Genomic DNA, 23,756 nt, shown 5'->3' on the forward strand with positions numbered 1-23,756 from the left:
CTCACCGCATCCGGTGCTTCATGCGGTTGGTCTCGGCGAGGTTGAGGTCCTCGGCGTTGGCGAGCGACTTCTGCGTGCCGAGGGTCTGATCGGCGGTCTGCTGGAAGGCGACGGACAGGTTCGTCAGCAGTTCCTCGCACGCGTCGGCGGCCGGAATGAGCGTCTTCCTGAGCTGGTCCGCCGTGTCGTCGCCGTAGCCACAGGCGTCGTTCGCCATGCGGTTGGCCGTTTTCGCGTGGGTGAGGATGTCTTTGGTGATACGGGACAGCTCGTCCGTCTGGAAAGCGCCGTGCGCCATTCCGCTCATATCGGCTGCCATGTAATCGGCCATGACCGTCTCCCTTCGTCCCCATCACATCCACTCGCACTGCCGGCACCTGGGTGCCCGAACGCCGTTCCGCACGGGGCCACCCGTGCGGAACGGCTCCTGCCATGTCCTGGGCCGCTCCGCGGCCACCGATGAACTAGCCCTGCTGGCCGGGCAGAGCCCCTCGGGTGAACGCCGCGATCACGTCGTCCAGCGTGGAACGCCCCTCGGCCGCCGCCCGCAGGTCGAGCCCTTCGGGCATGTGCGGCGCCATGGTCCGCTGCGCCGCTTCGGAGGCGTCCTCCTGCGCCCGCTGGACCGTCTCCAGCAGCACCTTCGACAGCTCTGCCGCGGCCATCGACCGGTAGCGGGTGCTGTGGAGCTTGACGCCCGTCACCCGTCCCCGGGCGTCAGCCGTGACGCTGAGCAGATGATCCTTGGCCGTGGCCGTCACGCTGACCCGGCTGAGGCTCTCCCGTGCCTCCTTGGCCTGCACGCGAGACGCCTCCAGACGTTCCAGGGCGTCCTCCATACGGGCCTGGAGCGGATTGCCACTCATCGGTCTCTCCCGGGTACGAGGTGTCGGCATACAGTTCGGTGCCCGTGCCGGGCCGGCCGAGCACGGTGGGGGCGAGTTCCGGGTCGGTGCCCCACACGGAGGCGTCCTCGGCCAGCCAGGTCGTGCGCTCGCGCTCCTGGTTCTCCTGGCCCTTCCCGCCCATTCCGTTGGCCATCGGCGGGAACAGCGGGACGCCGGAGCCGCTCTTGCCCGTCGACGCGGTGGACATCGGCCCGCGCACGCCGGTGGAACCGTTCGTCCCGGAGCTGCCGCTGCCGCTGGAAGTGGTCTGCAGGCCGCCGGATCCCGTACCGGTTCCGGTGCCGGTTCCGGTGCGGCCGGAGGAGAGCGGTGGCGGCGTGTAGTTCTTGATGTCGTGGGGCGCCCACCGCTTCAGGTCGGTCTGGCCGGGGCGGGGCGGCTTGTAGGTGATGTTCTTGTTGCCGTTGCCGGTGGTGCCCCTGTTGTGGGTGTTCAGGCCGCTGTTGGGGGGCTTCCGGTTGATGTCGTTGTTGCCCGGGTTCAAGTTCCGCAGGTACGGCGGTACGTAGTGGTTCTGGTCGTGCTTGGTGTCGGTCTGGCCCGGGGGCAGATCCTGCTTGTCGAGGTCGCCCGTCCCACCGGTGCCGGTGCCGGTGCCGGTGCCGGTGTCGCCGGAACCGTGGTTCAACAGGTTCTTCAGCGCGCTGCCGTCGCCGTTGCCGGTCTGGCCTTCGCCGAGCCCGCCGCTGCCGTCGCCGTTGCCGGTCTGGCCTTCGCCGAGCCCGCCGCTGCCGTCGCCGTTCCCCGTCTGGCCTTCACCGAGACCGTTGCCGTCCCCGAGTCCCTTGCCGTCGCCGTTGCCGGTCTGGCCCTCGCCGAGGCCGTCCGAGCCCGGCGGCTGGGTTTTGTCGTCCGAGCCCGGCGGCTGGTCCTTGTTGTCCGAGCCCGGCGGTTGATCCTTGTTGTCCGAGCCCGGGGGCTGGTCCTTGTCGTCCGTCCCGGTGCCACCCGGTGGATTGGCGCCGTAGCCACCGCCGTTGATGGCGTTCTCGATGCTCGTCGGTACGGGCTTGAGCGAGAGCACCGCCCCGTTGTACGCCTGCGCCAGCTTGACGTGGACGTCGTTGACCATGCCGTCGAGGTACTGATGGGCGGTCTGCAGCCACAGGTCCTTGGCCTTCTGCTCGATCAGGTCCCAGGTCCCCTGCTGGTCGACGTAGCCGATGTCCTGCCCGTTCAGGGTGAGCTTGGTGGTGCCGAGGCCGCCGCCCGGATTGTCCTTGTGGTCCACGTTCAGGCCGGACAGCACCTGTTGCAGCGCCCCGGCCGGCGACCATGTCGGCTGGGATCCCCAGGTGTTGTAGATGTTCTGCATCTCGTCCACGGCGGCCCGCAGCCCCGCCTGCGCCCGGGCGATGCCGTCCAGATAGCCGCCGGAACCGCTCGGGCCGCCGGTGAGGGTGTTGATCTCCTCGAAGGCGCGGGAGAGCCGCAGCAGGACGTCCGCGAACGCCGAGGAGGCGGAGCCCTTCCAGCCGCTCTCCGGAGAGTCCAGCTTGGCCCGCCACTGGTCGATGCCGATGTGGAAGTTGTCGAAGTACTGGATGGCGGCCTTGAGTTGCTGCTCGGCGTTGGTGAAGCTGGGGATCGAGGTGACGTCGGTTCCCGAGCCGGCCAGTGCCTGGAGGATGTGGTAGGCGCCCATGTTGAACTTGGGCCAGGCCGCTTCCTTGCCGTCCGGTCCCTCGTCGCCGTCGAGCATGGCGATTCCCGCGGTGCGCGAGAGGCCACGCCCGTCGTCGTACCGCGTGACCCACTGGCCCTTCCACGGGTCCTGCCCGAGGGCGTAGTTCCAGTAGGCGTGGGTCCAGCGCGGTGCCGTCACGTCGGTCGCCTTCGGGATCTGGGCGGCGGACGCACCGTCCGGACTCTTCGTCTGGAAGGAGTTCAGCAGGGAGGGCCAGTCCGTGGGGTCAGCCAAGGGTCTGCTCCTGAGCGAGTTGCGGTCGGGAAGCGGAATGCGGTCCAGGCGCCGTGACCGGTCCTGCCGCCGTGACGCGTCAGGTGGTGGTCTGACCGTCGGTGTTCGACTGCTGCCCGGAGTTGCCTCCGGAGTTGCCCCCGGAATTCCCGCCGGAGTTGCCCCCGGAGTTGCCGTCGGACCCCGAACTTCCCTTGCCGCCGCCCGCGGCCAGGGCGCTGCCGATGATGCTCTGGAGCTGCTGGGCCGTCAGCTCGGTGTTCTCGTCCTCGATGTTGCTCATGGCGGCACTGGTGGTCATGAGCTGCACCATCATCTTGTCCGAGAGGGTGTACGCGGTGTTCAGCTCGGTCAGGAGCGCGTTCGCCGCCTCGTTGAAACGCGTCTTCAGATCGACGGCAGGCTGGTAGTTGTCCCCGCCCGGCAGCAGCTTGTTGGCGCCCTGGAACGCCTTGAGGGTGACGCGTGCCTGGTCGGCCGCGTCGCGCAGGTTGGTCAGCTCGTTCGCCCGGAAACCCTCCAGGGTCTCCTTCGAGAACGTGATCGTTCCGTTGTCATCCGCCATTTTCGCTCCTGCGGGGTGAGAGCGCGCACGCGGCGCGGGCCGCGATGATCAGCGCGGAATACGAAGAGTAAGGGGACGGGGCCCGTAACGGAATGGGGTTCCCGGTACGGGCCGGCGTGCGGAACCTCGGTGCTCCGCACGCCGGTCGTAGGGGCGGTCAGGCCGCAGGGGCGGTCAGACTGTGGTGTTCTGCCACTGCTTGTTCTGGTCGCCGTCCACCTGCTGGTAGTTCTGCGCCACCTGCATCAGCGTCTTGTGGCCCATGCCCAGGGTCTCGCGCATGTCGTCGACCTTGGCCATCCACTGCTGGTGTGCGGTGTTGTACGCGTCGATGGTCAGACCGTCCATCTCGCCGCGCACGGTCATGACCTGGCGGGACAGCTCCTCCAGGTAGTTCTCGATCTGGATGGTGTAGTTGACCAGCTCCTGGCGCGTGTTGTCCATGACGCCGTGGTTGGCGCTGAAATCCGCGAAACTTCCGCTACCGGGCATGTGAGACGTCCTCACGAATCGATGGGGTGAAGGAGAGGGGGAAGCCGCCGGCCGGCGGCGCGGGCGCGGGCCGCGGGGTCAGACGCCCGACCAGCCCTTGCCTTGCTGCGCGGCCAGCTCTTCGTTGGTCACGAAGTCCTTGTGCGTGGCGCCCAGTTGCAGGCCCATCTGCTCCAGGGAATCCATGAGCGACTTGAGCTGCGTCTGCCAGGTCTCCAGCGCGCCGCCGAACCCGTTCGACGCGTTGCCCGTCCAGCCGCCCGCCAGCGTCATCTTGCTGTTGGTGACGTTGGTCTGGATGTTGTCGCAGCTGTGGTGCACGTTCTCGATGGCGCGGGCCGCGACTTGGAGGGCGTGCTCACTGCTTGTGAACTGGTTGCCAGCAACCATGCGATCACTCCTTGAGGTCGGTGCCGGAGGCGGGCGGAGTGTCCGCGCCCCGGCAGCGGGAATCGGTGTACGACGTCAGGGTCGGGCCATACCGGCGGTGGCTCGTCATCCGGCTGCCTTCGTGCCCTTCCCCGAACCTGCGGTGGAGCTTCCGGAGGCGCGGCACTCAGGGTCCTGCGGCGCCTGCGGAGCCGCCAGCGCGGGCTGTACGGCGGCCGACGGATCGAGCACGGGGCCCGTCGGAAGCAGTCGCAGCAGCGCCGACGGCAGTCGGACGGCCTCCCGATCGGTGTACGAAAGCTTCTTCAGCACCGATGCGTCGGCCAGCGGATATTTGGTTCCGTCCCCGGTGACCAGGTACGGGGCACCGGCGCTCGTGCCGCTGCCCTCGCCGCCCCGGCCCGGCACCGGCCGTGCCAGCACCGCCGTGCCCGGCTGTGCGGTCACGAGTCCCGGCTGCGGGCAGCCGGGCGCGGTGCTCTGTCGCGGCACGATCTGCCGGCCACCGGCCAACTTGCGGTCGGTCAGGGTGATCTGCTGCTGCGGGGAGCTGCCGCGAGGGGCGACGGTCAGGCAGGGTACGGCGCCGCCCACGGTGACCGCGCGGGGCGGGGAGGCCGGCAGTCCGGCGGTCACGTCCGGCTGCTTGCCCTTGGCCAGCGCCGACTTGACCTGGTCAGGGGTGAGTTCGACGGCGGTGGGCGCGGCCCCGCCGTACGCCTTGCTCCGGGTGGCCGCGTCGCCGCGCAGGAGCTGGGTGCCGGTGAGGGTGAAGGGCACCAGGCCCGACTCGGTCAGCAGGTAGTACTGGTCGGCCGAGCTGGGCGTGTGCACCACGAAGAACTGGCCCACCAGCCGCTTGTGGCCGGCGATCACCGGCCCGGCGGAGCCGCGGCCGGACACGTCGGGCGCGCTCAGGTCGGGGCCCGCAGGTACCGCGGCGAGGAAGGAGTCGTCGACGGAGACCGGGTCGGTGGTGCCGTAGCCGAGCGCCTGCACGGCGCCGCTCCCGCCGTCCAGGCGCAGCCGCTGGCCGTGCCACAGCAGGTAGGCGTTCTCCTTGGCGTCCTGGACGAGCACGGCCTTGCCGTCGGGCAGCGGCGGGCTGCCGGCGCTGACGCCGATGCCCACCGACGTGGCCGCCAGCTCGGCGCCGTCGTCGCCGGTCCTGCTGGTGGCGCACACCTGCCAGGCGCCCTGCGAGAGTGCGTCGCCCGCGGGCAGCGAGTCGGGTGCGTCGGGGATGCCGATGGGGGTGCCGCGCGGCACCCCGTTCAGCGACTCCCGCGAGACCTCCTGCACCAGGCCCTTCTCGCCGGCGGCCAGTTTGGCGGAGGTGTAGTTGAGTACCGGGCGCAGCTCACCGTCGCCGTACAGGTACCTGGCCCCCGTCTCCTTCTCCACGATGATGGCGTTGGCCTGGCGCCAGGCCGTGGAGGTGCCGGGGAAGAGGAGTCCGGAGAGGGCGAAGCCGACGCACAGCAGCAGGCCGATGACCAGGCCGATCACGGTGCCGCGCTTGGTGCGGCCCAGGTGTGTGTCGACGGCGTCGGGGTCGGCGGAGAGCATGCTGGAGGTCAGGCGTCCCACCACGAAGGAGTACGCCTGGACCTGGTCCCGCCGTGACTGCATGTGCTCTCCTACTACGTGCCGTGACGTCGGTGACCGGACGGCGCCGCCCGCGGGGCGCGGTGACGCGGGGGAAGCGGAAGTCGGGCGGCGGGGCCGGTCGTCCGCCGCGCGCCGCGTGCGTCAGCTCAGCCAGCCGCGCAGGGCACCGAGCGCGCCCAGGTCGACGAGGACGAGGGGCAGCAGCGCGATGGCGCAGGCCGAGTGGAGCAGGTCGGCGGCGCGTCCCCAGTACGGGACGAGACGGCGGCCGGGGAGCGACCACGAGGCGATGACCAGGCCGGTGCCGGCGACGAGCAGGGCCAGCAGGACGAGGGCGCGGGCGCCCAGGGAGCCGTCCCAGGCGAAGCCGAAGGCGGGCAGCAGCAGCCCGAGGCAGCCGGGCAGCGCCACGGACAGCCGCTGCCGGGTGCCGGCCATCGCGCGGGCGTGCAGGATGAGCAGCACGCTCAACACGGCGCCGAGCACGAGCGGTTCCCAGCCCACTCCGGTGGACAGCGCGATCAGGCACACCGCGCACATCAGGCCGCAGGCGGCGTAGAGCGCGGTCATGTAGCGGTCGGCGACGCGGGTGCGGTCCAGGACGTCGGTGGAGGGGACGGGGTCGATTCCCTCCTGGAGTTCCTGGGCGTTGGTGGGCAGTGGCGGCAGCCGCAGGCCGGCGAGGCGGAAGGACAGTATGGGGACGAACGTGCCCAGCACCACGGCGAAGGCGGCGACAGGACCGGCCGCTTCCGACGGTGCCAGGCCGGCCGTGAGGCCGAGGACGCCGCCCACCGCTCCGAGGAGGAAGGCGAGCAGCACGGCGGTGAACAGGGGTGCCGCGGACGCCGCGGCGGCCAGGGCCAGAATGGCGCCTCCCGAGCCGGCCGCGGAACCGGCCAGCAGCCGTGCCCCCGACAGCGCGTCGCCCGGTGGTCCGGCGGGTATGAACCAGCCGGCCACGAAGAGGAACGGCACGGCCAGCAGGCCGAGCACGGTCCCCGCGACGGCGTCGCCCACCGCACGGGAGGCGCAGACCGCGCCGAGGAGCAGCAGGAGGGCGACGACCGCACAGCCGCCGGAGCGCAGCAGGGGCAGGTCGCTGGTGGCCAACGGGGCGAGTCCGCAAAGGAGTACGGCGGAGCCGAAGCCGAGGGCCAGTCGGCGGGTGCCCTGGGGGCCCCACTTGTCGGCGCGCTCGCGCATGCCGGTGGCGACCCCGTCGACGAGGTCGTCGAAGTGCACCGGGGGCAACTGTTCGCGGCGTGGGCGCAGATGAAGTGTTTCGCCGTCCCGCAGCCCCAGATCGGCCGGTGTCGCATCCTCGTCGAGCGCCGGATGGCCGAGTCGCTGGAGGACCCAACCGCCGTGCTCCACACCGGTTTCTTCCAGGTCACCGCCCGGCACGGAGCCGTGTTCGAGCAGTGCGGGCAGCAACTCGGCAAGGGGCATGTCGGCCGGCAGACCGATGTCGAAGGAGCGCTCAGGTGCCTTGACGACGACTTTGCAGATATCGGCAACGATGGTGCTGCTCACGTCAGTTCTCGCCTTCCGCCCCGACGTCGAGGGTCATCAGCCGGACGCTCTTACCGAGGCAACAGTTGCTTCGGACGCAACGATGCGGAAGGAGTGGACGTCCGGAGGCTGTGCCGACATCGTCGTGCTCGATGACTGGAACCCCTGCACAGGCCACGGAACATCACGCTCTCGGCGCGACAGCATCGCTCTGCCTGCGGGGAGGGCGCCCGGGTGGAGAGGAAGTTAACACAGGTCTCATTAACATTGGTCTGTTGCCTGAAAAGTTGTGTGATCTTCGTGAGAACGCGACCGATGGGGCCCGAGAGGCGCCATGGCATCATCGGGGCCCACGAGCTCGACGCGCCACCCTCCGACCGCCTTGAGCGGCCGCCCCCTGCCCGTACGCCTCCCGTACGGCCGGCCGGCCACGGGGGCGGCCGCACCCCGTACGCACCGAGAGGACCTGTGTGAGCCTCATCCTCTTCCGCCGTCCCCCGCGCCGGCCAGGGCCCGAAGTCCCCGGCGGCGAGCTGGAATTGCAGGAGCCCCCCGTCCTGCCCGAGCGGGTCAGCAGCATGTCCGCGCTGTTCACGTACCTGCCCATGGCCATCGCCTCCACCGGCATGGTGCTGATCTTCCTGCGGCCCGGCGGCGGCAGCAGCGTCTTCACGTACATGGTCGGCGGCATGATGCTGATCAGCACGCTCGCCATGCTGATCGGCCAACTCGTGCGCACCGCAGGGGAACGCAAGCAGCGCCTGAGCGGCGACCGCCGCGACTACCTGCGCTACCTGTCGCAGAACCGGCGCCGGGTCCGCGAGGCCGTCGTCGGCCAGCGCGACGCCCACTCCTGGCGCAACCCCGACCCGGACGCCCTGCGTTCGCTCGTGCGAACGTCGCGGCTGTGGGAACGGCGCACCACCCACGAGGACTTCGCCGAGGTCAGGATCGCCGTCGGCGACCAACGGCTCGGTATGCGCGTCGCCCCCATGGAGACCAAGCCGGTCGAGGACCTGGAGCCACTGGCAGCCCACGCCCTGCGCCGCTTCATACGGGCCTACACCTCGGTCGCCGACCAGCCCATCGCGCTCTACCTGCGCGGCTACGCACGCGTCCAGCTCCGCGGGGACGACGACGCGGCGCGCGCCATGACGCGGGCCCTGCTCGGCCAGCTCGCGGTCTTCCACGCCCCCGAGGAACTTCGCATCGCGGTATGCGTGAACGAAGGCGACCTGAAGCACTGGGAATGGCTCAAGTGGCTGCCGCACGCCCTCCATCCCACCGAGCACGACGGCGCCGGCCAGCGCCGCCTGGTGACGGACGATGCCACCGAGTTCACCGAACTGCTCGGCAGCGTCCTCGCCGACCGCCCGCGCTTCGACCCCCAGGCCACGCCCGGCAAGGAAGACCCGTTCACCGTCATCGTCCTCGACGGCGCGCAGGTCCCCGCCGACGACCGGCTGGCCGGCGGCGGCTACCGCAACAGCGTCATCATCGACATCGCCGGCAGCATCGCCTGGAACGGCGGCCCGCACACCCTCGGCCTCGAAGTCGAGCCCGGCCACCTCCGCGTCGTGGGCCGCGACCGCAATGGACGCGAGACCCTCTCCCGGCTCGGCAGCCCCGACAGCCTCAGCATCGTCAGGTCCCGCGCCCTCGCGCACCTGATCGCGCCGTACCGCATGAGCGTCACCACCGAGGTCGCCGAGCCGCTGGAGTCCAACTTCCAGCTCACCACCCTGCTCGGCATTTCGGACCTGCACACCCACGAGCTGGAACGGCTCCACGAACACCGAGGCCCCGGCGAACGCGACCGGCTGCGCGCCCCCATCGGCGTCGCCGCCGACGGATCGCCCGTCGAACTCGACCTCAAGGAGTCCGCGCACAACGGCATGGGCCCGCACGGCATGCTCATCGGCGCCACCGGCTCCGGGAAGAGCGAACTGCTGCGCACGCTCGTCACCTCGCTCGCCCTCACCCACTCGTCCGAGATCCTCAACCTCGTCCTCGTGGACTTCAAGGGCGGCGCCACCTTCCTCGGCCTGGAGGACCTGCCGCACACCTCCGCCGTCATCACCAACCTCGCCGACGAGGCCGCTCTGGTGACCCGCATGCACGACGCCGTGCACGGTGAACTCATCCGCCGCCAGGAACTGCTGCGCAGCGCGGGCAACTACACCAACAACCTGGAGTACGAGAAGGCCCGCCTCGCCGGCACCCCGCTCGCACCCATGCCGTCCCTCGTCATCATCGTCGACGAGTTCAGCGAACTCCTCGCGGCCCACCCCTCGTTCATGGACCTCTTCGTCATGATCGGACGGCTCGGCCGCAGCCTGGGCGTGCACCTGCTCCTCGCCTCCCAGCGCCTCGACGAGGGCCGCGTCCACCAGCTCGAATCGCACCTCTCCTACCGCGTCGGACTGCGCACCTTCTCCGCCATGGAGAGCCGCGGCGTCCTCGGCGTCCCCGACGCCCACCAGCTGCCGCCCGCCCCGGGCAACGGCTACCTCAAGAGCGACACCGCCACCCTCACCCGCTTCAAGGCCGCGTACGTCTCAGGCCCCTACGAGGCCAGGCGCCGCAACACCCCGAGCGCGCAGGGCGGCGGCGTGGCCGTGCCGTACCGGTCCGGCTACGTCCCGCCCACCCGGCCCCTGGTACCCGTCGAGCCCGATCCGGCCGATGAGGAGCAGGAGAAGCTCACCCTCCTGGAGGCCGCGAACCGGCGCCTGCTGGGCAGCGGCCCGGCCGCCCGCCGCATCTGGCTGCCCCCGCTGGACGTCCCGCCCACCCTCGACGAGATGCTGGCGGCCCAGCCGGAGGACGTGGCCCGCCTCTACGACCCCGAGCGCAAGCAGGCGGGCCCGCTCAGCGTGCCCGTCGGCGTCATCGACCGGCCCTTCGACCAGCGTCGCGACCCGCTCGTCGCCGACCTGTCGGGCACCGGCGGCCACCTCGGCGTGGCCGGCGGACCGCAGACCGGCAAGAGCACCCTGCTGCGCACCGTCATCGCCGCACTCGCCCTCACCCACACCCCGCGCGAAGTGCAGTTCCACTGCTTCGACTTCGGCGGCGGCAACTTCAACGTCCTGTCCGGCCTGCCGCACATGGGCACCATCAGCAGCCGCGTCCACACCGAACGCGTCGACCGCACCGTGGGCGAGCTGAACACCCTGCTGACCCGCAGGGAGGAGCAGTTCGCCGAGGAGAACATCGACGGCATCTCCGACTACCGCAGGCGCCGCGCCGCCGGGGAGTTCGCCGACGACCCCTGGGGAGACGTCTTCCTCGTCGTCGACGGCTGGTCGACGCTCCGCAACGACTTCTTCGACCTCAGCCAGGACATCGCCCAACTCGGCGCGCGCGGACTCAACTACGGCGTCCACCTGATGATCGCCTCGCCGCGCTGGGCCGACATCCAGTCCGCACTCCGCGACCAGATCGGCAGCCGCTTCGAGCTGCGTCTCGGTGACCCGGTGGACTCCGTCGTCAACATGCGCAAGGCCAAGGAAGTCCCGCGCATTCCCGGCCGCGGACTGACCGAGGACACCTACCACTTCCTCACCGCGCTGCCCCGCACCGACGGCGACGGCAACCCGGCCGGCCTCACCGAAGGCACCCAGGAACTCGTCCGCTCGGTGCGCGACGCCTGGGGCGACCGCCCCGGCGCCCCCGCCGTGCGGATGCTGCCCCACACGGTTCTCGCCGCCGACCTCCCCGAGCCCGAGGGCCGCAACGTGGCACTCGGCCTGGAGGAGAACGAACTGGCCGCCTTCCGGCAGGACTTCGACGCCAGCCCGCACCTCATCGTCATCGGCGACACCGAGAGCGGAAAGACCAACCTGCTCCGCCTCGTCGCCGACTCCATCGTCCGCACCCACACCAGCACCCAGGCCAAGTTCGCCTTCGTCGACCTGCGGCGCGAGCTGTACGACGCGGTGCCCGAGGACTACCGGCTCGACTACGCCGTCTCCCTCGACGCGGTCCGTGAAATGGTGCGCAACGCGGCCGCCTCGATGCGTCCGCGCGTCCCGGGACCGGACATCACGCCGGACCGGCTGCGCAAGCGCGACTGGTGGAACGGTCCGCAGGTCTTCCTCATCGCGGACGACTACGACCTCGTCGGCGGGGGCGGAATCGGCGCCCAGACGCCGTTCGAGCCGCTGCTCGAACTCCTCAGCCAGGGCGCGGAGATCGGCTTCCACCTGATCATCGCCCGCTCGGCAGGCGGCGTCAGCCGCGCCATGACCGACCCGCTGATGCGCCGCCTCGTCGAGGCGAACACCAACCGCATCCTGCTGTCCTGCCCGCCGGCGGAAGGCATGCTCTTCGGCGACATCCGCCCCCGCACCCTCCCTCCGGGCCGCGCCCAGTGGATCTCCCGCCGCCGCAACGTCCAGGTACAGACGGCACTGTTGGGGGAGAGCGAGGGGCGGTAGGCCGCGCGTTCTCCGCCGCCTCTGCCACCTGCGACGAAGCGAGGAAAGCCAGGGGCGGGCCGGGCCCGCACCCGAGGGCGGACCCGGCCCGCACCGGTTCAACTCCCGCGCCGTCCGGCTACGGTGCGCGCCAGCCCCGCGCCCGGCCCCGGGGGATGAGCACCGCCAGCATCGCCACCACAGCCGCTACTCCGGCAACCGCGCCCACGACCGCCCACACGGGCCCGGACGTCACCTCCGCCGGCGTCGGGTCCGCCCGGTAGGCGGCGGCCCCGTCCCGCCCGCCCTTGCCGTCACCGGGCCCATCGCCCGTGGGCAGCGCGGCCACGGCGCCCTCCGGGTCGACCGTCCCGTAGCCCGTCACCGGGTCGGGGACCGCGCCGGCACTGCGCACCGCGGTGGCCCGCAGCCGCTCCCGTACCGCGTCGGACGACAGGTGCGGGTCGCGCGCGCGGACCAGAGCCGCGGTACCGGCGACGAACGCCGCCGCCACCGCATCCCCGCTCCCGGTGAAGTGCCCGCCGCCGGGCCCCACGCTCAGCACCCGGTCACCGGGCGCCGTCAGATCGACGCGGGCCGTCGCCCCGCCGTCCGCCACGGCCCGGCCGGTGCTGCCGCCCGTGCCGAGCGGGGCACCCTCCACGTCGACGGCGGCGACGCTCACGACCTTCGGATAGGCGGCGGGGTAGGCGACCTTGCGGCTGCTGGACCCGGTCGCGCCGGCGACCACGACGGCGTTCTTCTCCTGCGCGTACGCCACGGCCGACTTCAGCGCGTCACTGGAGCGCACGGCGCCCGTGCCCACCAGGACCACCTGCGCTCCGTGGTCGACCGTCGAGCGGATGCCCGCGGCCACGGAGTCGGGGTCGGCGTCGTCGCCGTAGCCCTCGGCCTTCACCGTCGCCCCGATGACGCGCGCTCGCGGTGCGACGCCCTCGAAGCCGACGCCCGGGGTGTGCGAGGCCGCCACGACTCCGGCGAGGAAGGTCCCGTGCCCCGAACAGTCCGTGTGTGCGCCCGAGACCCGCCCGGCCAGGGCCGGTACGCCGCCGTCGAGCCCGCCGTCCACCACACCGACGGCCACACCGCTGCCCTCGCTGAGCGGATGCGCCCGCTCGATGCCGATGAGCTTCTGCGGCCACGGCGTCGCTTCGGCCGTACGGGAACTGTGCTTGACGCACTTCGTGCCGTCGAGCGACGAGGTGACCTGCGGCAGCACGGCGGAATCGGCGAGCGGGGCGGCGGCGGCCGCCGTGACCGTTCCCATGCCGGTGAGCAGTACGCAGCCCACCGTCGTGGCCCGTAGGGAAAGCTTCCGCCGGCGGTCGGACACGAACGTGCCTCCTCAAGCAGGGGTCGAACAGCAGCCGTCAGAGAACAGCCGGCCTCCGTATGCCGGGGATCATACGCAGAACCCCTCCACCTGCGAACGGCCAGGCGGATCAGGGCAGTCGGGCCGTTCTTCCACGGGCGGACCGGGCCGGCCTTTCGGCGTCACGCGGCCCGCGGCGGCGCCGTAGAGAGCCGTAGAGGTGTGATCTACCCTGCGTGAGTGCGGCATTCAAGGGACATGGACGGGCCCGGCGGGTGCCGAGCGGGCCGGGGCGCGGTGAGCGGGGGACGGGCCATTCGCCAGGCCGTCGTGCTGGCGGGCGGCTTCGGGCGGCGGATGCGGCCGCTCACCTTCAGCCGGCCCAAGCCGATGGTCGAGGTGCACGGTACGCCGATCCTGCGGCACCAGATCGACTGGTTCGCCGAGTGCGGTGTGGAGCAGGTCGTCGTGGCGGCGGGCCACCGAGCGCAGGTGATCAAGGACTACGTCGCCTCGCAGGAACTGCCGCTGCGCACCGACGTGGTGGCCGAGGAGCGGCCGCTGGGCCGCGGCGGAGGGCTCAAACGGGCCGCCGCGACGCTGGCACGCCCGGACGAACCGTGGCTGGCCGCCTACGGTGACATCTGGACGCGGTTCTCACTCACCGACATGTACGCCCACCACCGGCGGCACGCCGCACCGGCCACGGTCGCGCTGGCCCGCCCGTGGCTGCCCCGGGGCAGCGTCGACTGCGATGAGCAGGGCCGGGTTTCGGCCCTGGCCTCGAAGGCGCCACCGCAGTTACGGGTCAACGCCGGCATCTACATCTTCGAACCCCAGGTCATCGAGCTGCTCCCGGACGAGGGCGACCACGAGGACAGTGCCCTCGCCCACCTGGTCCGCACCCGCCGGTTGATGGGCTATCCGTTCGACGGGCCCTGGCGGGCGATCAACACACCGCGCGACCTGGAAGACCTCGAACGTGAACTCGCCGCGCAGGCCGCGAACACCACGACTACGAAGGGGACGTGACGTGGATCTGGGAGTCATCGGCGTCTGGAGCGTTGCACTCACCCACGGGGACCGTGCCGAGGCGGCCGACGCCGCAGCCGAGCTGGAAGCGCTGGGCTACGGCACGCTCTGGCTCGGCGGCATCCCCGGCGGCAATCCCCGGGGCGATCTCGTCACGGCATCCGAAGTGCTGGCGGCGACCCGCAGGGCCGGGGTGGCGCTCTCGTGCGTATCGATCTGGAAGCAGCCCGCAGCCCAGCTCTCCGCCGCCTACGGCGCGCTGCCCGCGAGGCAGCGTGACCGCCTGATGACGGGCCTGGCCGTGAGCCACGCGCCGTTCGCCGACCGCTACGAGAAGCCCTGCACGGCGATGCGCCGCTACCTCGACGCCCTGGACACCACCGCCACGCCCCTCCCGCCCGCCGCGCGGATCATCGGCGCCCACCGGCCGCAGATGCTCCGCCTGGCCGCCGCCCGGACCGCGGGAGCACAGCCGTACCTCGTCGGGCCCGAACAAGTGGCCCGTGCCCGGGAGCTGCTGGGCGCGAGGCCGGTCCTGGCGCCCGTACAGACCGTCGTCCCGCACACCGATCCGGACGTGGCGCGTGCGAGGGCACGCTCAGTGCTCGCTCCGTACCTCGCCCTGCCGAACCTCACCGCCACCTGGCTGGGCTCCGGCTTCGGGGAGGAGGACCTGGCGGGCGGCGGCAGCGACCGGCTCGTCGACGAACTCGTCGCCTGGGGAGACGCCGAGACCATCGCCGCCCGCATCGCCGCGCTCCGCCGGGCGGGTGCCGACCACGTCGCGGTGCAGGTCGCCACCGATGACCCGCGCCATTTTCCCCGCGCCGCGTGGCGCGAACTCGCCGATGCCGTGCGCGCCGCCTGACCGAATGCGAGCGCAGGGCAATCGGAGGAGAAAAGCGAACAGTCATGGAGAAGGCCGGGTAAGAGCGTAGGGGGACGGGGGAAATGGGGGTGCGGAACGAGAATTCCTAAGGGTGCGCGACGGCCCCGGAATTCGTTTTGTTGAGCCCGGTGACGATAAGCAGCCGAACCGGCGCAGTACCCGGTCCGGACCGCCGGAAACGGTCGGGATGTCGCGTCCGGGCCATGTGGGAGGGCCTCTTCCCAAAGTCCGGGAAGCGGTCCAGGATTGTCCCTTCGCGACTCGCGTCAGAGCGTCGTTGCGCACGGCTCGGTACGGCCTGATAGGGAATGGTGTCCCGGGAAGTCACGCGCGCGACCGGCGCGATGCCGCCGGGCGCGCGGGCGGCCGGTCCCTCCCGCGCGGCACCCGCCCGTACCCCGAGCAAGGAGCGCAGCGTGGACTTCGGAGTTGTCCTGCAGGCCGACCCGCCCGCATCGGCCCTCGTGAGCCTGATGCGCCGCGCCGAGCACAACGGCTTCCGCTACGGCTGGACCTTTGACTCCTCCGTCCTGTGGCAGGAGCCTTTCGTCCTCTACAGCCGCATCCTGGAGCACACCGAGCGGCTGATCGTCGGGCCGATGGTGACCAACCCCTCCACCCGCACGCCGGAGGTCACCGCATCGACCTTCGCCACCCTCAACGACATGTACGGCAACCGCACCGTCTGCGGCATCGGCCGCGGCGACTCCGCGATGCGGGTGGCGGGACGGCCGCCCAACACCCTTGCCAGGCTGGGCGAGGCGATCACCGTCATCCGGGATCTCGCCGAGGGCCGAGAGGCCGTCATCGGCGGCCACCCGCTGCGCATCCCCTGGATCAAGGACGGCCGGCTGCCGGTCTGGATGGGCGCGTACGGTCCCAAGGCGCTGGCGATGACGGGGCGTCTGGCGGACGGTTTCATCCTCCAGCTCGCCGATCCGTTCCTGACGGAGTGGATGGTCAAGGCGGTGCGGGACGCGGCGGCCGACGCCGGACGCGACCCGGACGAGATCACCATCTGCGTCGCGGCCCCCGCCTACGTCGGCGACGACCTGGCGCACGCCCGCGAGCAGTGCCGCTGGTTCGGCGGGATGGTCGGCAACCACGTCGCCGATCTCGTCGGCCGCTACGGCGAGCACTCCGGGATGGTGCCGGACGAGCTGACCGCGTACATCAAGGACCGCAGCGGCTACGACTACGCGCACCACGGCCGGACCGGCAACCCCGACACCGCGTTCGTGCCGGACGCGATCGTCGACCGCTTCTGCCTGCTCGGACCGGCCGATGCGCACATCGACAAGCTGCGGCGGCTGCGGGCGCTGGGCGTCGACCAGTTCGCGCTGTACGCCATGCACGACGCGAAGGAAGCCACCATCGACAGTTACGGGGAGCGGATCATCCCGGCGCTCGGCGACTGAGCCGTCCGCCGGAATGCCGCGGCGGCCACGGTGTCCCGCACCATGGCCGCCGCGACCGGTCCTCCCGCCGGATCTCAGGCGCCCGGAGGCACCCGGGACGGGCGGCCGCGGCCCTGGGTGAGGCGGTAGCCCGCGATGCCGCCGAGCGCGGCCAGTACGCCGCCCGCCGCGGTCCAGATCCAGCGGTCCGACCAGCGGCCCGACGACCAGCCGCCGTCCGGCTCGCCGGCCGCCGCCTGCGGACCGGGGGAGGCGCTCGCCGTTGCGGATGGCGAGCTGTCGTCGTCCGCCGCGTCGGCAGGCACTGCCCCCGGGACCAGCGGCGCGGCCAGCGCGCCGTCCACGGCGTGCCCGCCGCCCGCGTCGGAGACCGCGGCCTCCACCTCGGCGTGCACCGGCTGCCCCAGGTCCTGCGGCGACAGGTCGGTGGCCGTCAGCCGCAGGTAATACCGGCCGGGCAGCGGGTCGTTGGCCCACGGCTCCGCCCAGGAGCGGACGGTGCGCAGGGTGCAGGACAGCTCCACCGAGCCGGCGTCCGCCGCGACCTTGCGGGCCTGCATGCCGTAGCGGCACGACTGGCGGCGGCGCAGGCCGTCGTACACGTCGAGCTGCCAGGTGGCGGCGCCGTGCCGGGCGGTCTCGGGGAGCTTGACCTTCGCCCGTACCGTGGCGTTCTGCCCCTGGTCGAGGGGGACGGCCCAGTACAGGTAGTCGCCGGTGGAACCGTCGGCGGTGGCCCGCTGCCCGGCCGCGACCAGGGTGGCGGTACGGAACGAGGTGCCCGCCTCGGTCGGCGCGGGCGGGGAGTCCGGGTCGGAGCCGGGGCTCGGGGTGGCGCTGCCGGATGCCGGGGGCGGGTCGTCGGCGAGGGCGGGCCCGGCCGTGGCGAGCAGGCCGCCGGCGGCCAGCAGGGCGGCCGTCACAGTGCGCAGGGTCCGCATCAGTTGGTCCTCCAGACGGAGATGCGCCAGCGGGAGATCCAGCCCCAGACCAGGCCGCCCACCAGACCGGCGAGTGCCAGGGTGATCAGCAGCCACCAGCCGCGGCCGAGACCGAAGGAGGCCGGGTCGGCGGCGTCGTGGGGTGCGTCGACGAGGTCGATGGCCAGCTCGACGGGCAGGCCGGGATCCCGCTTCACGGACGCGGGGGCCGAGAAGGAGTTGCTGACCTGGAGGCAGACCGTCTCGGCGGGCGGCTCACCGCCGCCGTCGGGTGTGTCCGCATCCGGCATGGGGTAGCGCAGCCCGGTCGAGACGGCGTCGGTCCGTCCGTCGCCCGCCTCCGAGCCGCGGACGATCTCCCGGCCGTGCGCGGACACCGCCCGCAGCAGCACGCCGTAGTCGTTGTCCACGGCACGGTCGGCGCCGATGCTCACCGACGCCCGCAGTTCCTGGCCCGGCCGGACGCCGACGCGGTACCAGCGGTGCTCGGCGAACTTCTCCCGGTCGTTGTAGAGGCCGGGCTTGAGCTCGGGTGCCGTGCTGCACTCCTGCGCGCCCTGCGTCGCCACCGGCGTGACGACGGGATCCGCCGCCCGGTCCACCAACTGGTGCACCCGGTCCCGCAGTTGGCCGGTGTGCTGCACCGAGGTGTAGGTGCCGCCGGTCGCCTCGGCGATGCAGCTCAGCTGCTTGCGGGTCTTGTCGTCCGGCAGCAGGCCGAGGGTGTCGACGGTCAGGTGGATGCCCTTGGCCGCGATGTCCCGGGCCACCTCGCAGGGGTCGAGCGGCTGGCAGGTGTCCTCGCCGTCGGTGATGAGGACGATCCGGCGGGTCGCCTCGCCGCCCTTGAGGTCGTCGGCCGCGGCGAGCAGGGACGGGCCGATCGGCGTCCAGCCGGTGGACGTCAGCGTCGCGACGGCGGTCTTGGCCTCGGTACGGTCGAGGGGGCCGACGGGGTAGAGGAGCTTGGTGTCCTTGCAGCCGACCTTGCGGTCCTGCCCCGGGTAGTTCGCGCCGAGGGTGCGGATGCCGAGCTGTACCTCGCCGGGCACCGCGTCCAGCACCTCGTTGAAGGCGGTCTTCGCGGCCGCCATCCGGCTCTGCCCGTCGAGGTCGCGGGCCCGCATGGAGCCGCTGACGTCGAGGACGAGTTCCACCTTCGGGGCGGGTTTCGTGTCCGGCTCACCGGCCGCTGCGGGTGTGGGGAGCAGGCCCACGGCCAAGGTGGCGAGCAGGCCGCACACCCCGGCCGCCAGCCGCTTTCTTATGATCATCGAGGGATCGTATGGAGGATCGGCCGCCAAGCCAAAACGGGGCGTCAGATGCCGGACACCGGCCCGCGGTTCCCGGCCCCTCAGAGCACCCGGCCGCCCTACGGCACCCGGCCCAGCCACTCCGGCGAGCTGAACTTGCCGGCCGCCAGCTCCTGGGCGCGGGCCAGCTCCGACGCGCTCACCGTGCCGTCCGTGCCGCCGTAGCGCGACCGGAACGACGCGATCATCCGGTCGATGACCTCGGCCCGCGGCAGCCCGGTCTGCCGGCGCAGCGGATCCACCCGCTTCTTCGCGCTGGTGGTGCCCTTGTCCGACAGCTTCTCGCGGCCGATCCGCAGCACCTCGACCATCTTGTCCGCGTCGATGTCGTACGACATCGTCACGTGGTGCAGGACCGCGCCGGACGCCACCCGCTTCTGCGCGGCGCCGGCGATCTTCCCGGCGTCGGTCGCGATGTCGTTGAGCGGCTTGTACCAGGCGTTGATGCCCATGTCGCCGAGGGCTGCCAGCACCCAGTCGTCCAGATACGCGTAGCTCTCCGCGAACGACAGGCCCTGGACCAGGGCGTCCGGTACGCACAGCGAGTAGGTGATGGTGTTGCCCGGCTCGACGAACATCGCGCCGCCGCCGCTGATCCGCCGCACCACGCTCACGCCGTGCCGGGCGGCGCCCTCGGGGTCGACCTCGTTGCTCAGCGACTGGAAACTGCCGATGATCACGGCCGGGCGGTCCCACTCCCACACCCGCAGCGTCGGCTGCCGCCGGCCCGCCGCGACCTCCTGCGTGAGCACCTCGTCCAGCGCCATGTGCAGCGCCGGGGACTGCGGGCCCTCGTGGATCAGCTGCCAGTCGAAGTCGGTCCACTCGGCCGCGTCCGCCACCGCCCGCCGGACCGCGATGCCCACCGCCTCGCTGCTGAACCCGAAGAGCACCGCGCCGGCCGGCAGCGCCGCGTCGATCCGGGCCGCGAGCCCGCGCGCATCGGTGTCCGAAGGGGCGCCCTCCAGCGCGCCGTTGATGGCGTCCAGTGCCTCGTCGGGCTCCAGGAAGAAGTCCCCGGCGACGCGTACTCCGCGCAACGCCCCGCCCGCCACGTCGAGATCGACGACGACGAGCTTGCCGCCCGGCACCTTGTACTCACCGTGGTGCTTGCCCTGCACGGCAGATCCTCCTGTTGTCGCCCGTCGTCCCGCGGCCGGTCAGGTGCCCCGCGGTCGTCACCAACGGTAATGCGGGACGGGACATTCCAGGCGTCCCCGCGCGGGCCCGGGTGCATCCGCCGCCAGGGGGCCGCCCGGCGACCCTGGCCAGCGGGAAGCCGTTGCTCCTACGATGCGGTCATCACGGGGAGGGATGTACACGTGGCACAGCATGTGGGACGCGTGGAGACCGGCGTGGCCTGGGTGATCAAGAACCTGGATGTGGTCATCGCCGTCGGACTCGGCCTGACCATCGGCATGATGGACGTCTTCGGCGACGTCATCAGCGACGATGTCTCATCCGGAGCGACGCTGCTGGTGCTCGGCACCCTGGCGGTCGGCTCGATGACCGAGCGGACGCGGCGCAAGTCCGACATCCAGGAGGCGAACGGCGAGACCCGCCGGGCCCTGGAGGACCTCGCCATGGTCCGCTCGCTCTCCGGCGACCAGGTCGGCGAGGCACTGGAGAAGGCCAGACAGCAGACGAACCGGTGGTACTTCAAGGGCGGCACCGGCACCTACCTGCGGGCCGTGACGCTGCCCCGGTGCGTGGAGGCCGCCACCCGCCAGCGTGCCCAGCTCAGTGTCAAGATCGACATCATCAACCCCGGTGACGAGCGGACCTGTTCGGCATACGCCCGCTTCCGGCAGACGTTCGCACGGCAGCGCAACGTCACCGCGTCCAACACCTGGACGACGGACCGCACGCGCAAGGAGTCCTACGCCACCGTGCTGGCCGCCTGCTGGTTCCGGCAGCGCCTCGACACCCTGGAGATCAGCGTGCACCTCTCGTCGGGAGTGCCGACCCTCCGCTTCGACCTGTCCGAATCCTGTCTGATCATCACCCAGGACGACCCCAGTCGCGTCAACCTCCTGGTCGCCCGCGACCAGCCGCTCTACGACTACTACGTCACCGAGCTGCACCAGAGCCGGGAGCAGGCGGTCAAGCTCGACCTGCGCGGCATCGCACCGCTCGGCGAGGAGCCGACCGTCGACGAGGTCCGTACGGTCTTCGACGACGTGGGACTCTCGCTCCCGACGGTCTTCACCGACGCCGACGTCGGCGAGATCATCGAAAAGGCCCTGCACGCCGAGGACCCCTACCGGAGGTGAGACGCCTCGGGCGCAGCCCCATGGACTACGACACGCTCGACCAGCTTCTCCGGCCCGGCGCCGAACGGGACGCTCCGCGCGAGCGGGTCACCGGCGCGCTGGAGGACATCGCCTCCGGGAAACGGGAGCTGCGCGCCGTCCGGCACCCGCTCGGCTTCCTCTGCCTGCCGCTCGTCCGCGACGGCGCCCGCGGCGTCTGCGTCCACCTCTTCGAGAGCGGCAGCGGCGCCGAACCCACCGCGGCGCCCATGCACGCCCACAGCTGGGAGCTGCGCAGCTACGTGCTCTACGGCCGGGTCGGCAACCTCCCGGTACGGGTGACCGACGGCGGCGACGGCGCCACCCACCGGGTCTTCGAAGTCGTCAGCGCGCCCTCCGGCGTCGACGAACTGCGGCCCACCTCCCGCCTGGTGCGCAGCGAACCAGGACCCGCCCACTCCAGCGTCAGCGGCGAGACCTACGCGCTGCCGGCCGGCGAATTCCACGCCACCGTCGTCGCCGCGGGCGAACCCGCCGCGACCCTGGTGCTCGGCAGATCCCTGCCGGGCCACACCGACCTCTCCCTCGGACCCCTGCACGGCCGCAGGCACCGCACGATGCGCCGGCTGTGCGCTGCGGAACACACCGAACGGACCGTGCGCACTGCACTCAGGAGGATCCATGCCGAGCAGCGAGAGTGACCCGGGCGGCGCACCGTACGCCCGCGAACAGCAGGTGGCCGTCGCCGCCGCAGAGGAGGCGGGCGCGCTGCTGCGGGCCCGTTTCCCCACGGCGCAGGCGGTGGGCGTGAAGGACGCCGCGGGCGATGTCGTCACGGACCTCGACCTGGCCGCCGAGAAACTCGTCCTGGCCCGGCTCCAGACGCACTTCCCGCACGACCGGATCCTGTCGGAGGAAGCCGGACTGTTCGACGCGGTCGGCCGGCGTACCTGGCTGGTGGACCCGCTCGACGGCAGCAACAACGTCGCCATCGGGCTGCCCTCGTACGCCGTCGGCATCGGCCTGTGCGTCGACGGCGCGCCCGTCGTCGGCGTGGTGCACGAGCCGGTCACCGGCAGCACCTGGCGCGCGGCGGCCGGGCAGGGGGCGTACGGCGGGGGCGGCAGGCTGCCGGGGCCTGCCGGGCGGGTGCCGCAGGCCGGGCCTGTGGTGGCCTGGACGCAGGGGCACGCCGTCGGCCGGGACGACACGGTCGCCGCGGGCCTGCGCTGCCAACTGGAGCGCCGCTCCCGGCGGGTGCTCCAGCTGTGGGCCCCGCTGCTGGGCTGGAGCATGCTGGCCCGCGGCACCATCGACGGCTTCGTCGGCTACTGCGCCGAGGGCATCGACTTCCCGCCCGGCGCGCTCCTGGCGTCCGAGTCGGGCGTCGCCTTCCGCACGCTGACCGGCGGCGACTTCCGGGTGGGCTTCGCCGGGCCCGACGCGGGCCGCAGCTTCGTCGCGGCGCGTGCGGACACCCTGGCCTACCTGCTGGACGTGGTCGCTGCGGCGGACGTGTCCTGAGCGGCGGGCGGGAGCGGGCCCGGGGTCAGGCCGTGACGGTCAGTGCCGCCGTGGCCGCCAGCGTCGCCGTCACGGCGAGGACGAAGCCGGTGCCCATGAAGCGCCGCAGCGGGATGACCGTGCCGTGCCCCCGGCAGCGCTCGAACCAGAGCAGGGTCGCCAGCGAGGCCCACGGGGTCACGAGCGGGCCGACGTTGGTGCCGATCAGCAGGGACAGCAGCTGGTCGTGGTTGCCGACCGGGACCGCCGCCTCGCCCGCCATGTAGACCGGCAGGTTGTTGAGGACGTTGGAGAGCCCGGCGCCGACCCCCGCCGAGCGCAGCATGCCGAGCAGCCCGCCGTCGGGGCCGACCGCCGCCGTCAGCAGCTCGTGCAGGCCGTGTGTGTTGACCGTCTCCACGACCAGGAACATGCCCGGCACCAGCACCAGCAGCCGCCAGGGGACCAGCGAGAGCCGCAGATCGGCCCGGCGCCGGAACGCGAAGGCCAGCACGACGACCAGCATCGTGGTCAGCGAGGCCGACCACAGGGGCACGTCGGCGACGAGGATCGCCACCAGGAAGCCCGCACAGGCCACGGCGCAGATCCGGAACAGCACCGGGTCGTCGGGCTTCAGCGGGGGCGGCGGGACGTACGCGGCGGCCCCGCGGCGGCCGCGCCGCCAGTAGAAGCCCCACAGGCAGGCCATGGTCACGACGATGGCGGCCAGTTGCGGCAGCCCCATCCTGGCGGCCATCGCGGTGGGGGTCAGGCCGACGCGGTCCGACGCCAGCAGGTTCGTCAGGTTCGACACCGGCAGCAGCAGGCTCGCGGTGTTGGCCAGCCACACCGTCGTCATCGCCAGCGGCACCGGCGCGATGCCGACCCGGGTGGCCAGCGCCAGCATCACCGGCGTCAGCAGGACCGCCGTGGTGTCGAGGTTCAGCGCGATGGTGGTGACCGAGGCGAACAGGACGCAGAGCCCGAACAGGAGCAGGTAGTTCCCCTTGCCCGCGCGCGACACCCAGGACGCCACCGCGTCGAACACCTGGGCCTTGCCGGTCAGTTCCGCCATGACGATGACCGTGGCCAGGAACACCAGCAGCGGCCCGATACGCGTCATCGCCTCCCCGGCGGGGCCGGTCGGCAGCAGGCCCGTGGCGACGAAGGCCAGGCCGCACACGAGCAGTCCGGCGGCCAGCCAGTCCAGGGGATGCAGACGCTTCAGGATTCGCACGGCAGACAGGGTCGC

Annotated in this window: 20 protein-coding genes; 7 read left to right on the forward strand and 13 right to left on the reverse strand. The window is 72.0% G+C overall.

The window, feature by feature from the left end; all coding sequences use genetic code 11:
- Position 1: 1 nt before the first annotated feature.
- The 8 genes from LIU39_RS16825 to eccD all read right to left on the reverse strand — a co-directional run bounded on the left by LIU39_RS16825 (position 2) and on the right by eccD (position 7,423).
- Positions 2 to 331, reverse strand: coding sequence for a hypothetical protein (locus tag LIU39_RS16825; protein ID WP_227047536.1), 330 nt, complete (start codon positions 329 to 331; stop codon positions 2 to 4).
- Positions 332 to 464: 133 nt separating this feature from the next.
- Positions 465 to 803 (reverse strand): YbaB/EbfC family nucleoid-associated protein, encoded by a 339-nt coding sequence (locus tag LIU39_RS16830; protein ID WP_227047537.1) that lies wholly within the window; start codon positions 801 to 803, stop codon positions 465 to 467.
- Positions 718 to 2,829 carry a WXG100 family type VII secretion target gene (locus LIU39_RS16835; RefSeq protein WP_227047538.1) on the reverse strand — a complete coding sequence of 704 codons (2,112 nt, stop codon included), beginning with the start codon at positions 2,827 to 2,829 and terminating at the stop codon, positions 718 to 720. Before LIU39_RS16835 ends, LIU39_RS16830 begins: the two co-directional genes overlap by 86 nt.
- Positions 2,830 to 2,908: 79 nt before the next feature.
- A complete protein-coding gene (locus LIU39_RS16840) occupies positions 2,909 to 3,394 on the reverse strand; it encodes a hypothetical protein (RefSeq protein WP_227047539.1) in 486 nt (161 codons plus the stop codon).
- A 174-nt stretch (positions 3,395 to 3,568) separates the two neighbouring features.
- A complete protein-coding gene (locus tag LIU39_RS16845; protein WP_227047540.1) occupies positions 3,569 to 3,886 on the reverse strand; it encodes a WXG100 family type VII secretion target in 318 nt (105 codons plus the stop codon).
- A 78-nt stretch (positions 3,887 to 3,964) separates the two neighbouring features.
- On the reverse strand, positions 3,965 to 4,276 hold the full coding sequence (locus tag LIU39_RS16850; protein ID WP_227047541.1) for a WXG100 family type VII secretion target: 312 nt from the start codon (positions 4,274 to 4,276) through the stop codon (positions 3,965 to 3,967).
- A 105-nt stretch (positions 4,277 to 4,381) separates the two neighbouring features.
- Positions 4,382 to 5,908, reverse strand: coding sequence for a type VII secretion protein EccB (gene eccB / locus LIU39_RS16855; protein WP_227047542.1), 1,527 nt, complete (start codon positions 5,906 to 5,908; stop codon positions 4,382 to 4,384).
- A gap of 120 nt (positions 5,909 to 6,028) precedes the next feature.
- Positions 6,029 to 7,423, reverse strand: coding sequence for a type VII secretion integral membrane protein EccD (gene eccD, locus LIU39_RS16860; RefSeq protein ID WP_227047543.1), 1,395 nt, complete (start codon positions 7,421 to 7,423; stop codon positions 6,029 to 6,031).
- A gap of 449 nt (positions 7,424 to 7,872) precedes the next feature.
- Here eccD and eccCa point away from each other — a divergent pair, with 449 nt between their 5' ends.
- Entirely contained in the window at positions 7,873 to 11,844 is a 3,972-nt protein-coding gene (gene eccCa / locus LIU39_RS16865; protein ID WP_227047544.1) for a type VII secretion protein EccCa, read from the forward strand.
- Between the two features lie 118 nt (positions 11,845 to 11,962).
- Here eccCa and LIU39_RS16870 read toward each other — a convergent pair whose 3' ends face one another.
- Positions 11,963 to 13,177 (reverse strand): S8 family serine peptidase, encoded by a 1,215-nt coding sequence (locus LIU39_RS16870; protein ID WP_227047545.1) that lies wholly within the window; start codon positions 13,175 to 13,177, stop codon positions 11,963 to 11,965.
- Between the two features lie 219 nt (positions 13,178 to 13,396).
- Here LIU39_RS16870 and LIU39_RS16875 point away from each other — a divergent pair, with 219 nt between their 5' ends.
- The 3 genes from LIU39_RS16875 (at position 13,397) to LIU39_RS16885 (ending at position 16,495) form a co-directional block, all read left to right on the forward strand.
- On the forward strand, positions 13,397 to 14,188 hold the full coding sequence (locus LIU39_RS16875) for a nucleotidyltransferase family protein (RefSeq protein WP_227047546.1): 792 nt from the start codon (positions 13,397 to 13,399) through the stop codon (positions 14,186 to 14,188).
- 1 nt (position 14,189) lies between these two features.
- The gene (locus LIU39_RS16880) at positions 14,190 to 15,056 is read left to right on the forward strand and encodes a TIGR03620 family F420-dependent LLM class oxidoreductase (protein WP_227047547.1); all 867 of its coding nucleotides are present in this window, start codon (positions 14,190 to 14,192) and stop codon (positions 15,054 to 15,056) included.
- 437 nt (positions 15,057 to 15,493) lie between these two features.
- The gene (locus LIU39_RS16885; RefSeq protein ID WP_227047548.1) at positions 15,494 to 16,495 is read left to right on the forward strand and encodes a TIGR03842 family LLM class F420-dependent oxidoreductase; all 1,002 of its coding nucleotides are present in this window, start codon (positions 15,494 to 15,496) and stop codon (positions 16,493 to 16,495) included.
- Positions 16,496 to 16,569: 74 nt separating this feature from the next.
- Here the strand turns inward: LIU39_RS16885 and LIU39_RS16890 are convergent, their stop codons facing one another.
- The 3 genes from LIU39_RS16890 to lplAB form a co-directional block, all read right to left on the reverse strand.
- Positions 16,570 to 17,436 (reverse strand): hypothetical protein, encoded by an 867-nt coding sequence (locus LIU39_RS16890; protein ID WP_227047549.1) that lies wholly within the window; start codon positions 17,434 to 17,436, stop codon positions 16,570 to 16,572.
- Positions 17,436 to 18,710, reverse strand: coding sequence for a VWA domain-containing protein (locus tag LIU39_RS16895; protein ID WP_227047550.1), 1,275 nt, complete (start codon positions 18,708 to 18,710; stop codon positions 17,436 to 17,438). The genes LIU39_RS16890 and LIU39_RS16895 overlap by 1 nt, the downstream gene beginning before the upstream one ends.
- 98 nt (positions 18,711 to 18,808) lie before the next feature.
- On the reverse strand, positions 18,809 to 19,870 hold the full coding sequence (gene lplAB / locus LIU39_RS16900) for a lipoate-protein ligase LplAB (RefSeq protein ID WP_227047551.1): 1,062 nt from the start codon (positions 19,868 to 19,870) through the stop codon (positions 18,809 to 18,811).
- Between the two features lie 201 nt (positions 19,871 to 20,071).
- On the opposite strand from lplAB, the gene LIU39_RS16905 reads away from it, so the two are divergent.
- From LIU39_RS16905 to LIU39_RS16915, 3 genes are read left to right on the forward strand one after another with little or no spacing between them, the layout of a single operon-like run.
- A complete protein-coding gene (locus LIU39_RS16905; protein ID WP_227047552.1) occupies positions 20,072 to 21,022 on the forward strand; it encodes a hypothetical protein in 951 nt (316 codons plus the stop codon).
- Positions 21,019 to 21,702 carry a hypothetical protein gene (locus LIU39_RS16910; RefSeq protein ID WP_227047553.1) on the forward strand — a complete coding sequence of 228 codons (684 nt, stop codon included), beginning with the start codon at positions 21,019 to 21,021 and terminating at the stop codon, positions 21,700 to 21,702. The genes LIU39_RS16905 and LIU39_RS16910 overlap by 4 nt, the downstream gene beginning before the upstream one ends.
- Positions 21,683 to 22,525, forward strand: a complete 843-nt coding sequence (locus tag LIU39_RS16915) for an inositol monophosphatase family protein (protein WP_227047554.1) — start codon at positions 21,683 to 21,685, stop codon at positions 22,523 to 22,525. The genes LIU39_RS16910 and LIU39_RS16915 overlap by 20 nt, the downstream gene beginning before the upstream one ends.
- A gap of 25 nt (positions 22,526 to 22,550) precedes the next feature.
- Here the strand turns inward: LIU39_RS16915 and LIU39_RS16920 are convergent, their stop codons facing one another.
- Complete coding sequence (locus tag LIU39_RS16920; RefSeq protein WP_227047555.1) at positions 22,551 to 23,741, reverse strand: SLC13 family permease; 1,191 nt, start codon at positions 23,739 to 23,741, stop codon at positions 22,551 to 22,553.
- Between the last annotated feature and the right edge of the window lie 15 nt (positions 23,742 to 23,756).

It is taken from the genome of Streptomyces pinistramenti (genome assembly GCF_020564935.1).
In the GTDB taxonomy this organism is placed as follows: Bacteria; Actinomycetota; Actinomycetes; order Streptomycetales; family Streptomycetaceae; genus Streptomyces; species Streptomyces pinistramenti.